Genomic DNA, 12,515 nt, shown 5'->3' with positions numbered 1-12,515 from the left:
TCGACTCTGCTGTTTAAAAACTAAATTCTAGCGAATTCCAAGGGCAATTTTAGCATAGCGTGACATCATTTCTTTATCCCATGGCGGATTCCAAACGATATTTACCTCTACATCTTTGATTTCCGGAATATCTGCTAATGATCTTTTCACCTGATCCACAATTGTTCCTGCAAGGGGACATCCCATTGAAGTTAACGTCATCGTAATATCAACTTTGCCTTGATCATCCATTTCCACATTATAGACTAAACCTAAATTAACGATATCAACACCTAATTCCGGATCGACTACTAGCTCTAGGGCACCCATTATATTTTCTTTTAATTCCTCATTCATTATGTTCACTCCTGTTCATTTTCTATTTACTTTACAAGTATTTTGCAAACCAATCAACCGTTGCTATTAAGCCCTTCCTGCTAACCTTATGACCGGCATGCTCATCTGTTATAAAGGCTAGCCTTTCAGGGTTTTGGCTATAGCTAGATATAATGGTTTCATAAAATTGATATGTTAAGGAATAGGGAACAATCGGGTCTTTTTTTCCATGCCAAAACAATAGCGGTCTTTGTTCTAGTTTTTCCGGATATAGACTTAAGTCATAATCCCTAAGAATCATGAGCTGATCCGCAATTTCTTCCTCAGTAAAAGGAATTTCCATTCCCTGGCTTTTTAAATGGTCAAGCTGCCAGAGAGAAAATTGCTCGTATGACGGCATTCCCATTAAGCTAACTGCCACTTTAATCCATTGGTATTGGGTGATAGCACCGAGTGTTACAATTCCACCCATTGAAGTTCCGACAAGACCGATACGGTTTGGATCAGCCAATCCATGTTGAACCAAATGTTCTTTTAGCGTCTTAAGTTCAGTAATGGTTTCGATGACGATGTTCCAAAATTCGGTGACTAACTCCCTCTCCTCTAATTCTTTCTGACGTTCACCATGGTGCATGGTATCAGGCAAAATCACCCGAAAACCTTTTTCTGCTAATAGATAGGCATAGTGCAGATTATGTTCCTTTGCACTTGTAATTCCATGAATAAAAATAATGGTTGGCAGTGAATCTTGATGTATTTCTTTTTTAACAACTTCTAAAGCAGGTATATCCTTAATGTAATCTCTTTCGATGATGACCACTATAGAATCCTCCTGAAGCTATATATAAGTATATCGATAATTTACATGGTATGATGTGAATTTTTTTACAGGTTAGGTATAAAATTGTTAACATAGTATTTATATAAGTTCTAAACCTGCTTTCAATTGTATGTAGAAAATCACATTTGTAGTGTATCATGTAAACAATCATTTTCCTAAAATAAAGCTTTTATCGCTTCCAAAATAAAAATAGAGAAGGAGTCCATATCCATATGGCAGAAAGACACTTAATTGCTTTAGATTTAGATGGGACATTATTAAAAGACGACAAAACGATTTCATTAAAAACAAAGGATATTTTGAAAAAAGCCAAAGACGCAGGACATATCATTATGATTGCTACAGGGAGACCATACCGCTCTAGTGAAATGTATTATCATGAATTGGAATTGGATACTCCTATTGTTAATTTCAACGGAGCATTTATGCATCATCCACGAAACCCTGGCTGGGGATTTTTTCATGAACCCTTGGATGTTAAAGTGGCAAAGGAAATTGTTGATGCCTGCAGATCCTTCCAATTTCATAATATTATTGCGGAAGTGATGGATGATGTTTATTTTCATTACCACGATGAAAAGCTTCTTGATATTTTTGGAATGGGAAAACCAAAGGTGACAACCGGGGATTTAAGTAATTTTTTAAAGGATTCACCAACAAGTTTATTAATTCATACAGAAGAGGATGAGTTACGGCTAATTCGCCAGCATTTATCTGAAATCCATGCAGAAGTGATTGAACAACGCAGTTGGGCTGCACCATGGCATGTGATTGAAATTATTAAATCCGGAATAAACAAAGCAGTTGGCTTGAAAAAGGCTGCTGATTTTTTCAATATTCCTGCTGAAAGAGTGGTTGCATTTGGGGATGAGGATAATGACCTTGAAATGATTGAATATGCTGGGCATGGAATTGCGATGGGCAATGCAATTGATCAGTTAAAAAATATTGCAAACGATGTTACCCTTACGAATGAAAAAGATGGAGTCGGAGTATATATAGCTGATTTATTACATTTAAAATAGTGCTTTTTTCGCCATTGTTTACCTAAATGAAAACGTCAATTCGGAGCATACTAATTTTTGAGGCAGCAACTGCTGTTTCAATCGAAGCTCAAACATTGGAGGGATTCGAATGGGTAAACGAAACAAATCAAAACGCTTTGTCCAGCAAGGAAAAGATACGGTCTCTAAGCATGCCGAACGTATCCCCTATCACATGACATACGCTGAAGCGGAAGCTCAGAAAATGTCCAATGTGCAAGACTCCTCGCTGGGAGGAATATAATAATGGGTAACCAATTATTCCAGGAAGCACGAAGATTTGTGGAGATGGCGAAGTCTGCCAGCCCTGCTGAACGTGATTCGGCTGTGGAAAAAGCCAAAAATGCTTTAAGTTCCGCATTTGCCAATTCTACATTCGCCGAACAACGTCAGCTCCAACAAATGCAAAATGAGCTTGAGCAATAAGAAAAAGGAAAGCGCCTGGCGCTTTCCTTTTTCATTCCTACTGATAAAATTTTTCTAAAACAACTGGGAAGGAATTCATTATTTTATTTTCATGGTCTCTTTCATATAAAAATAAAATGAAGGATCCATGCTCAGGAAGCTTTGTTTCAGAGATTTGAACTTGAATCGTAAACGGTTTCCACACTTCTGTTTTCTGTCCAATATTAATTTGTGTTTCTTTAACAAACTCCCTGTGTCCATCTTCCACTGTATAATAAAAATTCCCTTTTGATGGTTTTGTTTCGCCCATTATTTTATATTTCCCACGGTTTCCTGCCACCTTCACATGTCGGAAAACTGGATTCTCTTCGGGGATGATTATTGTTTTATGAATCGTTAATTTCTCTCTATTTGATATAGGTTCCTCATTCAAACTTACAGGTTTTAACGTGATATGAGCATTGTATTCACCAGCAGGGACCCTTTTTCCGTCAACCATATAATCCCAGACAGCAATTCTTTTATAAGAAGTTTTTGGCTCTATCTTTATTGTTTGAAAGGCCTGTAAAAAATAGCGTCCTTTGGAATAGCGATATACTTCATTGCCGCTTTTATCTGTGACGGTAATGTCAAAAAGTTGAGAAGTTGGGAATTCCAAGTTAAGCGGTATTTCTCCTTCATTCTTAAGAAGAAATTCAAATTCCACAGCTTCCGGCCCTGCTGAAGGGATTACATTAAAGGTAAAGGCAGAATCACTTACATTCCTCTCGTTTCCATTTGCAAACGTATTTGTATGAAAAGAAAAAAATAGTAGAAAGATACACAATAGATTCTTCATAATGCCTCCTGTTAATCTTTTCGAAAGAAACCGTAAATTCCCGCTGTTTCTATGATATTTGTAAATGCTTTTGGGTCAACCTCCTTAATAATTCTTTCTAAATCAAAAAGCTCATAGCGAGTAATCACAATCATCAACATATCTCGGGGTTCATTGGAAAAAGCCCCCTTTGCAGGTACCATTGTGATTCCTCTAACCAGTTTGTTTTGTATTTCCTTTTTTAATTCATCCGCTTTTTTTGTAATAATCATCGCAGTCAGCTTTTCATGTCGTGTGTGAATGGCATCAATGATCCTAGTGGACGTGTACAAGGTCACCAGTGTATAAAGTGCTTTTTCCCAGCCATAAAGAAGCCCGGCAGTTGCAATGATAATTCCATTTAAAATAAACATATACGTCCCAACCGGCTTGTCTTTCATCCTTGAGAGAACCATTGCAATGATATCCAATCCGCCTGTTGATGCTCCCCATTTTAAAGTGATTCCAACCCCAACAGCCAAAATTACACCGCCAAATACTGCATTTAACAGGATATCATGAGAGACCTTATGAATAGGGATGACGGATAAGAATAAAGAAGAAAGGATAACACTGAGAAAGCTATATATGGTAAATGACCTTCCCACCTTCATCCAACCAAGAATTGCAACAGGAATATTTAACACTAGCAATAAAAATCCCATTGAGACATGAATCGGGGTATGGTCACTTAACACTCTTGAAAGTAATTGGGCAATCCCTGTAAAGCCACTGGAATAGACATTGGCAGGAATTAAAAATAAGTTCATTGCAATCGCATTCAATAAAGCCCCCGCCACGACGATTAATATTTTTTTCGTTTGCAGCCAAAGCATTTCATCATCCCTTCATTTGTAAAATTCAATGTTCTGATTGTACAGTTCCTTCCATTTCTGAATTGTATTTTTAGCCTTAAACCGATAAACTAAAGTTAACTATATTAGCTTGAAAGCAGGTGAGCTTCATGCCGATAAAGATTCTGGCGGATAGCGCATGTGATTTACCTCTTAGTTTTTATTCTGAAAGCAATGTAACACTGATTCCGCTAAAGGTTCACGTAAATGGGCAGGAGTATGAGGATGTAAAAACCATTGATCCTAAAACTGTTTATGATGCCATTCGAAACGGAAGTGTACCGAAAACATCCCAAGCATCTCCTCTATTATTTGAGCAGATCTTTACAAACATGGCTGAAAATAATGAAGTTGGAATTTATATAGCCTTTTCCTCACAGCTATCCGGAACCTATTCAACCGCTGTTATGATTCTTGACCAAGTCAAGGAAAAATATCCAAATTTTGATCTAACAATTATTGATACGAAGTGTGCCTCTCTTGGACAAGGCCTTATTGTGACGGAAGCGGCAAGGCTTTCATCGAAAAATGTTCCGAAAGAAGAAATTTTGAAGGATATTATTTTTAGAAGTCAGCATATGGAGCATCTTTTCACAGTCGAAGACTTAGACTATTTAGCAAAGGGGGGCAGGGTTTCGAAAGCATCTGCCTTTCTCGGAGGATTACTAAATATTAAACCGGTTTTAAACGTAGAGGACGGAAAATTAGTTCCGATTGAAAAAATACGCGGTAAAAAGAAAGTGTTGCGCCGTTTAATTGAATTGATGAAGGAGCGCGGTTCCGATATACAGGAGCAAGTCGTAGGAATCAGCCATGCTGACAATGAAGAAACAGCCCTGGAAATAAGAGCAATGATTGAAGAGGAACTACACCCCAAAGCGGTATATATTTCTTCCATTGGCTCAGCAATTGGTTCCCATACCGGTGCCGGAACCATTTCAATTTTCTTCTTAAATCAATTGCCATAATGCCCTTTTGCCTCACTAAGCTGTCGAAAAACTTTCGATAGCCTTTTATTTCTTCATTCCCTTTAATAATTCACCGCAATAATTTATTAAAACATTCATAATATTAAAGCCTGTTCAACAGGCCCAATAGCATAGACAATCATTTTAAAAAATCAGTATTTTAATTAAATAAAAATTGCCAAGAAAAATAACATTTCTCGACAATCTGAGTGAGACTTTTGCTTATCTAGCTCTAGCGTCTAGGGGCTCTGGACATAAGCCCCTGGTAAAGACGCTTTCGCTTTTCTTATTTATGGTCTGTTTTCTTCGAGTATTGATTTTTCCCTGCTTGGCGATTTTTTTCGCGCATCATGTTTTTTTCGTGTCTTAAGGCATTATTGTCCTGTGCTTTTTTATCATTATCTGATGTATGAGGCAAATTCAAAACTCCTTTCCTTCATGTTCAATCATTAGTGTAAGCATTTCGAAAAGGAGTATGTAATATGTTTGCTAATCTTTTTTTACATAGGTCCAACCATTCTCTTGATAGACCTTGCCTTCTTTCATCAGCTTTCCAAGAGCACGTTTAAAGGAACCTTTGCTTAAACCAAATCGTTCTTTAATATCCTCAGGCATACTCTTGTCCCCGTATGGCATGGCGCCATTTCTGCTCATTAAATATTCATAAATTATTTCTCCATCCTGATCCAGCGATTCCTCTTTTCTGGCAAGCAGTGAAATATTAACCGTCCCATCTTCTTTTACATCAATGATCCTGCCTTCGATTTTTTGTCCAAGACGGGGTTCTTGCTGTCTTTGTGACTCATGAATAAAACCCTTAAAGCCCTCAATTGTATAGACCCAGCTGCCGACCTTTGCCGTACGGTAAATATGGCCCTGAACATTTTTATTGAATGCCTGTCTTGTTGCTTTGACGGAAATAGATTGAATGATCTGGTCACTGGCAAGCTTTGCGTACAAAAGATAATTACGATTTACCCTCAAAGTAATGTAAACCATATCACCAGGCTCCGGCCAGACGGATTTATGGGCTGGAAGATCGTCTGCACCTAATAAAAGGTCCTTTTGCATTCCAATATCTAAAAAGACTCCGATTTTCGGATTAACATCTGTTACCTTGACCCAGCCATACCTGCCAACAGAAATTTCCGGAATCTTTGTTGAAGCAATCATCCTGCCCTGCGAATCATGGAAAAGAAAGACCTCTAAGCGCTCTCCTTCTTCATATTCACGCTCGGTTTCATTTATATGTAACAAGACATCCTCATTTCCATCTGTTAAAAAATAGCCAAATGGCGCTTTTCGTGCCACTTCCAAACTGGTAGTCTGGCCAATCAATTCTTTTATTGACATGTTTATTCCCCTTTTCTTTCCCTTGGAGATAGTTGTTTGAACTGCTATATTTTACTATAATGTACCCATAAAGGGAAACCATGCAAATATTGGCGAAAATGATAAACAGGAGGTTTTTGTTATGTCTAAAGATAGTTCGTTTGATATTGTGTCCAAAGTAGACTTTTCTGAAGTCACAAACGCAATCACCCAAACAATGAAAGAAATTCAGACCCGTTACGATTTTAAAGGCAGTAAGAGTGAGGTATCACTCGATAAAGAAGATCTTGTCCTTATTTCAGATGATGAATATAAGTTAGACCAATTGAAGGATGTTCTGTTAGGCAAACTGATTAAGCGAGGGATTCCGATCAGAAATCTTGATTATGGTAAGATTGAAAAAGCTTCCGGAGGAACCGTAAGGCAAAGGGCGAAACTTGTTCAAGGAATTGATAAAGAAAATGCCAAAAAAATAAACACAATCATTAAAAATAGCGGTGTTAAAGTCAAAAGCCAGGTGCAGGACGACCAGGTACGAGTCAGTGGCAAGAACCGGGATGATCTCCAAAAAATCATTTCATTAGTCCGAGAAGCAGACCTTACTGTAGATGTTCAGTTTATTAATTATCGATAGAAAATATGGGAAATGGTTGAAAAACCTTTTCCCTTTTTTCATATTCTTAGGTTTTTATCGAAGACTAACAGGTGTAATTAACACTTGGAGGTAACAATATGAGCAGCCAAAAGCAACCAAAAGCAGTTTTTCCGCCACAGCACCAAAATCATCAGCCTGGCGTGGAAAGTGAAATGAACCCTCGACCCATTTCGATTGATGCAAATTATAAATCCAGCGGAAAATTATCCGGAAAAAAGGCGATTATTACCGGTGGTGACAGTGGGATTGGTAAATCGGTGGCCATTTATTTTGCCAAAGAAGGCGCGGATGTAACTATTGTCTATTTAGAAGAACATCAAGATGCGGAAGAAACAAAAAAGTTAATTGAAGAAGAAGGAAGGCGCTGCCTGCTCTTTTCCGGTGATATAGGCAGTGAAGACTATTGCAAGGAAGTCGTGAACAAAACCATCGAAGAATTTGGAAAGATTGATATACTTGTAAACAATGCGGCGGAACAGCACCCGCAAAAAAGCTTACTGAATATTACAGCGGCCCAGCTTGAAAAAACATTTCGCACCAATATTTTTTCCTATTTTCATATGTCAAAAATGGTCCTGCCACATCTAAAAAAAGGAGCATCGATTATTAATACGGCATCAATTACTGCCTACAAGGGAAATGAACAGCTGCTGGATTACTCTGCCACAAAAGGGGCAATTGTTTCTTTTACTCGCTCACTTGCCCTCTCGCTTGCATCGCAGGGAATAAGAGTGAACGGGGTTGCACCGGGCCCAATATGGACCCCGCTCATACCCTCTACCTTTACAGATGATCAAGTAGCCGTATTCGGTTCGACCACTCCTCTAGGAAGAGCAGGGCAGCCACATGAGCTTGCTCCAAGCTATGTTTTTTTAGCCTCTGATGATTCCTCCTATATTAGCGGCCAAATGTTCCATGTAAACGGCGGGGAGATTATTAATGGATAAATAGAATAGCTCCAGTGCTTTTCTAAGAGTCACTTTCGCTAGACAAAGAACGCACCGGAAGCCTATCAGCTTTCCGGTGCGTTCTTTTAATTCATATTTCTTTTACTTCTCCTAATGATTAAAAACAAAAATAAACAGGCCAATATGATTACAATCATAATGGCTGAAACAAACGGAATATTCATCCCTGTCTTATCCGCCAACACATAAATTTCAGAGTTATCCCGGTCGAGAATAATCGTATATCGATCGCCTTCACTCTTTACCGTATCACCGTTAAGTAAACCGCGAAGCTCTTTTCCCGCATCTAATTGCTTCTCCTTTAACGTGATACTTTGTGATTTTTTCGTATTATTAATTGCAATGACCGAGGTTTCACCTTTATATTCCCGCTTATAAATAACCATACCATTCTTTTCATATAATACTTCAAGATTCCCTCTTGTTAAAGATGGAAGTTGATTTCTAAGCTCTCCGATTTTTGTAATAAAATCAATTAAATCTTTTTCTGCTCTGAAGCTCATCTGCCGGCGATTATCCGGAATATCACCGCCATTCAAAGCAATTTCCGTTCCATAATAAATTACGGGTATTCCTGGAATCGTATATAAATAGGTCAAAGCAGTTTTCCAACGGGAACCGGGGAACTGTCTATTTTTTACAATATCTTGCGTGAATCTTGTTGTATATTCATTATCGAAATAATTTGCCATATTGGCTGACGTGTCAAATGTTTTTTTCCCCTTGTCCAATTCAGAAACAACAGGTTGAATGGATTGGTCAGTATTGGCAAAGGCGTCCCTTAAATCCGCACTAACGGGCCCATTATAAAAACTATCAATCCCGGCTTTTTCATACTCTAGTTCATTGGATGGTGATTTTACTGCCGGAATTCCCATTAAAAAAAAGTTTTGCTTCACACCTTTAACTGACGTTGAAAAATCATGCCAAAAGCTGACAGGCACCATGTTTACTTCGGGTAAACTATATCCGTCAATATCTGTTTTCTGAATCCACCATTTAGCAGCCTTAATTAAATAGTTTTTTACCTCAGGGTTATCCTGATTCAGGTCCGGCAACCCATCTGCCCAGCCATTTTCAATCTCTTGGGCGTTGTTCCAGTCCTGGATATCCTGCTTTTTATGAAACCAATCCTGCTTATTTGGATCTGTCACCCACATATGATTTGCTGCAACATTGTTTGCAGGAAAATCAATTAATACTTTCATTTTGCGTTTATGAGCTTCGTTAACCAGCTTTTGAAAGGTCTTAATCGAGCCAAAATGCTCGTCCGTTTTATAAAAATCTTTCACCCAAAAGCCATGATATCCTTTATCGGCATTATCAAAAATCGGATTAAGACGAATAGCGGTAAAACCCATATCATGTATGTAGTCAAGTTTATCGATGATTCCTTGAAAATCGCCGCCGTTATAGACATTAGGATCTTTTGTATTTACATCGAAATTGATACTTGTGTCTCCATCATTAAAGCGGTCCACCATAATTGAATAGATGGACTCATCCTGCCATAACCGCTTATCTTTTTTTACTGCAGCATTTGCAGGAACGGAAGACATCAGAAAAACTGAAATTAAAATGAGTATGATTCTTTTCATATATTGTTCCTCCCTTAAAAAGGGAAGAGGTTCTCCCTCTTCCCTAAACCCATTTTAATCGAATTATGGTTTGAAATCCAAATTTTAACTCAATTTACTATGTTAATATTATAGTCTTTAAACCATGTGTGTAATTGAACAAAATAGGCTAACAACTGCGGTCCTGTCATCAACTGACCAAACCATGGTTCTTTAAAGGATTCTCCCCCGGAATCAACAATACTTTGTAATGAGGTCTTTTCAAAAAATTCATGAAGAGCTGATGATTTATCCTTTAGAATCTCTACCATACGTTTTTGGATCATAGCGGTATATTCCGGATTATGTGTTTTGGGATAAGGACTTTTCTTCCGATAAAGAACTTCTTCGGGTAATATCCCTTCAAATGCCTTACGAAGAATCCCTTTCTCTCTTCCTCGATACATCTTCACATCCCAGGGAATATTCCAGACATATTCAACAAGACGATGATCGGCAAAAGGAACTCTGACCTCTAGGCTGGCCCCCATACTCATTCGGTCCTTTCGGTCAAGTAAGGTGGTCATGAACCAAGTCATATTAATATAAAATAGCTCCCGTCGTTTCGCCTCTTCCAAGCTTTCTCCCGGTAAGCTCGGTGTTTCCTTCACCGCTTGCTGATATTTTTCCATCACATATTCAGATAGTTTTAATTTTCCCCGCCAATTTTGGTTCAATAAATTTTCCCGTTCAAAAACGGAACGCATCCATGGAAACCCCGCACGTTCAAGGTCTTGTTTCCGATGAAACCATGGGTAGCCGCCGAAAATTTCATCTGCACATTCGCCTGAAAGACTAACGACGAAATCCTTTTTGATTTCCTTGCAGAACCAGAGTAAGGAGGAATCTACATCCGCCATTCCAGGGCAGTCCCTTACATGAACCGCTTCGATCAAATCGTCTACAAGTTTTTGCTGTGAAATCATTTTGTTGTGATGTGAGGTATTAAATTTGTCGATAATCATTTGGATGTACTTTCCATCTGCATCCGGCTGGAATTCATTTGCGGCAAAATGGAGATCATTGCCCTCATAGTCAATTGAGTACGTATGGAGTTGCCCTTTCCCTTGGTCTTGAAAGCCTTTCGCAGCAATCGCTGTTATAATGCTTGAGTCAAGCCCGCCTGATAAAAATGTAGATAATGGAACATCTGAAACAAGCTGTCTCGTCACTGCATCTGTCACTAGATAACGTACCTTTTCTGCTGTTTCCTCCACCGAATCTTTATGTTCTTCACTTTTCACGTTCCAATAACGCCAAGTTTTTAAGCCATTTTTTGAAAAGGTCAATGCATGTGCCGGCCGTAGCTCTTTCATTCCCTTAAAAATCCCTGAACCTGGTGACCTTGATGGTCCTGTACCAAGAATCTCGGCCAGCCCTTCACGGTCGAGTTCTGTTTTGATTTCGGGGTGCGTAAGAATCGCTTTTAATTCTGATGCAAAGAGTAACCCTTTTTTGTGTTCCGTGAAAAAAAGTGGTTTTACTCCTAATCTGTCCCGTCCAATAAATAGCTGTTCCTTTTTACTGTCCCAAACAGCAAACGCATAAATTCCGTTTAAATAATTTACGCACTCTTCCGCCCATTCTATATAGGCAGTTAACAGAACTTCTGTATCAGAATGACCCCTAAAAGAATATCCTTTAGTAAGGAGAATTTTACGTAAATCTTCTGTATTGTATAATTCTCCGTTGTAGCAAATGGTATACACAATGCCTTCTTTTTGTTTCGACATTGGCTGTCTTCCCCCTTCTGGGTCGACAACAATCAGTCTCTTATGTCCAAAACCAACATGTGTATTTGTCCAGATGTTCGTTTCATCAGGGCCTCTTTTTGCAAGTGTATTGGCCATTTTTGCTATTGTTTCTGTTTCATTTTTTAATAATTTTTCAAAATCTACCCATCCAGATATCCCGCACACGGTAGTTGGCTCCTTTCTACTACTGTAACTCCAATTTCAATTACATGTTTTAGTGTATTCAGCCCAAAGCAATTGGTTAATTGTCCAAATAAAATGGTATACCAAGTTATAAATTTGCAAGAAGATGTCAACAAAGAAGATGAAAGCATTTGGCACGGAGGTTTAAACATGAATCGACAGCAGCGAAATAAACTTTATGATAATCAACAAAGAGCCTTTAACCAAGGAACTGTTGAGCAAATAAATGATCAATGGATTTTCTTTGATGAGGAAACGGAAGAAGCAAACATGCTTGATGATTTTCATCAGCAAGAAATGGAAATCTTCCGGATGAATCGCTGGAGAAGAGGGATTTTATTTGAGTCAGGAAAAATCCGTTTGGGAAACGAAGTCATTATGCTTCGTGACCATGATCAAGTAAGAATCAAGAAGCATTTGGTGTATTCCCTGGAGAGATTGCTTGAAGGGATTAATGATGATGCCTTTTTTCAATTTGTTACTACCCTAAACTCATTAGGTTTTTCTATTTATGATTGTATCTACTGCTATAACCATTTATCTTTCTTATCAGAGGAACAGCGAAAGGATGGGGTGAATTTTATTGTTTTTGATAATCAGGAACAAATTTGCAATGTGCAGCACCATTTTTTCTATTTTGAAAAGGTCAATGATCGATTTGAATTTACATTGAATACAGGGAAAAGGTTAATCATTGAGAAAATGATTTCATAAAAAAAAGCTGC

General features: G+C 38.2%; 15 protein-coding genes. 7 read left to right on the top strand and 8 right to left on the bottom strand.

What is annotated here, in order from left to right; genetic code table 11:
* Positions 1–27: 27 nt before the first annotated feature.
* Positions 28–336: a metal-sulfur cluster assembly factor gene (locus RCG21_RS09055; RefSeq protein ID WP_133339434.1), complete on the bottom strand. Its 309-nt coding sequence runs from the start codon at positions 334–336 to the stop codon at positions 28–30.
* A 31-nt stretch (positions 337–367) separates the two neighbouring features.
* On the bottom strand, positions 368–1,135 hold the full coding sequence (locus RCG21_RS09050) for an alpha/beta fold hydrolase (RefSeq protein WP_308913092.1): 768 nt from the start codon (positions 1,133–1,135) through the stop codon (positions 368–370).
* Positions 1,136–1,368: 233 nt separating this feature from the next.
* On the opposite strand from RCG21_RS09050, the gene RCG21_RS09045 reads away from it, so the two are divergent.
* The 3 genes from RCG21_RS09045 (at position 1,369) to RCG21_RS09035 (ending at position 2,625) form a co-directional block, all read left to right on the top strand.
* Entirely contained in the window at positions 1,369–2,181 is an 813-nt protein-coding gene (locus tag RCG21_RS09045) for a Cof-type HAD-IIB family hydrolase (protein ID WP_133339438.1), read from the top strand.
* A 109-nt stretch (positions 2,182–2,290) separates the two neighbouring features.
* On the top strand, positions 2,291–2,443 hold the full coding sequence (locus RCG21_RS09040; protein WP_165976391.1) for a hypothetical protein: 153 nt from the start codon (positions 2,291–2,293) through the stop codon (positions 2,441–2,443).
* 2 nt (positions 2,444–2,445) lie between these two features.
* Positions 2,446–2,625, top strand: coding sequence for a DUF3813 domain-containing protein (locus tag RCG21_RS09035; RefSeq protein ID WP_026574504.1), 180 nt, complete (start codon positions 2,446–2,448; stop codon positions 2,623–2,625).
* A 37-nt stretch (positions 2,626–2,662) separates the two neighbouring features.
* Here RCG21_RS09035 and RCG21_RS09030 read toward each other — a convergent pair whose 3' ends face one another.
* Together RCG21_RS09030 and RCG21_RS09025 are read right to left on the bottom strand one after the other, a co-directional pair.
* Positions 2,663–3,442 carry a BsuPI-related putative proteinase inhibitor gene (locus RCG21_RS09030; protein ID WP_133339440.1) on the bottom strand — a complete coding sequence of 260 codons (780 nt, stop codon included), beginning with the start codon at positions 3,440–3,442 and terminating at the stop codon, positions 2,663–2,665.
* An 11-nt stretch (positions 3,443–3,453) separates the two neighbouring features.
* Complete coding sequence (locus RCG21_RS09025) at positions 3,454–4,296, bottom strand: YitT family protein (RefSeq protein ID WP_133339442.1); 843 nt, start codon at positions 4,294–4,296, stop codon at positions 3,454–3,456.
* A 128-nt stretch (positions 4,297–4,424) separates the two neighbouring features.
* Here RCG21_RS09025 and RCG21_RS09020 point away from each other — a divergent pair, with 128 nt between their 5' ends.
* A complete protein-coding gene (locus RCG21_RS09020) occupies positions 4,425–5,282 on the top strand; it encodes a DegV family protein (protein ID WP_133339444.1) in 858 nt (285 codons plus the stop codon).
* Positions 5,283–5,568: 286 nt separating this feature from the next.
* Here the strand turns inward: RCG21_RS09020 and RCG21_RS09015 are convergent, their stop codons facing one another.
* Together RCG21_RS09015 and RCG21_RS09010 are read right to left on the bottom strand one after the other, a co-directional pair.
* A complete protein-coding gene (locus RCG21_RS09015; protein WP_081810752.1) occupies positions 5,569–5,700 on the bottom strand; it encodes a DUF3941 domain-containing protein in 132 nt (43 codons plus the stop codon).
* Positions 5,701–5,771: 71 nt separating this feature from the next.
* On the bottom strand, positions 5,772–6,635 hold the full coding sequence (locus tag RCG21_RS09010; RefSeq protein WP_133339446.1) for a CvfB family protein: 864 nt from the start codon (positions 6,633–6,635) through the stop codon (positions 5,772–5,774).
* Positions 6,636–6,756: 121 nt separating this feature from the next.
* Here RCG21_RS09010 and RCG21_RS09005 point away from each other — a divergent pair, with 121 nt between their 5' ends.
* A complete protein-coding gene (locus tag RCG21_RS09005) occupies positions 6,757–7,248 on the top strand; it encodes a YajQ family cyclic di-GMP-binding protein (RefSeq protein ID WP_133339448.1) in 492 nt (163 codons plus the stop codon).
* A gap of 98 nt (positions 7,249–7,346) precedes the next feature.
* On the top strand, positions 7,347–8,216 hold the full coding sequence (locus RCG21_RS09000; RefSeq protein WP_308913091.1) for an SDR family oxidoreductase: 870 nt from the start codon (positions 7,347–7,349) through the stop codon (positions 8,214–8,216).
* Between the two features lie 86 nt (positions 8,217–8,302).
* On the opposite strand, the gene RCG21_RS08995 is transcribed toward RCG21_RS09000, so the two are convergent.
* Complete coding sequence (locus RCG21_RS08995) at positions 8,303–9,835, bottom strand: alpha-amylase family glycosyl hydrolase (protein WP_308913090.1); 1,533 nt, start codon at positions 9,833–9,835, stop codon at positions 8,303–8,305.
* A gap of 89 nt (positions 9,836–9,924) precedes the next feature.
* Positions 9,925–11,772: an asparagine synthase (glutamine-hydrolyzing) gene (asnB, locus tag RCG21_RS08990; protein WP_133339454.1), complete on the bottom strand. Its 1,848-nt coding sequence runs from the start codon at positions 11,770–11,772 to the stop codon at positions 9,925–9,927.
* A gap of 168 nt (positions 11,773–11,940) precedes the next feature.
* Here asnB and RCG21_RS08985 point away from each other — a divergent pair, with 168 nt between their 5' ends.
* Complete coding sequence (locus tag RCG21_RS08985) at positions 11,941–12,504, top strand: DUF2777 domain-containing protein (protein ID WP_133339456.1); 564 nt, start codon at positions 11,941–11,943, stop codon at positions 12,502–12,504.
* Positions 12,505–12,515: the final 11 nt, after the last annotated feature.

The sequence above is a fragment of the Bacillus salipaludis genome (assembly GCF_030938565.1).
GTDB lineage: Bacteria > Bacillota > Bacilli > Bacillales > Cytobacillaceae > Neobacillus > Neobacillus salipaludis_A.
The sequence above is the reverse complement of the archived record's forward strand: the minus strand, read 5'-3'. Positions and strand labels throughout refer to the sequence as shown.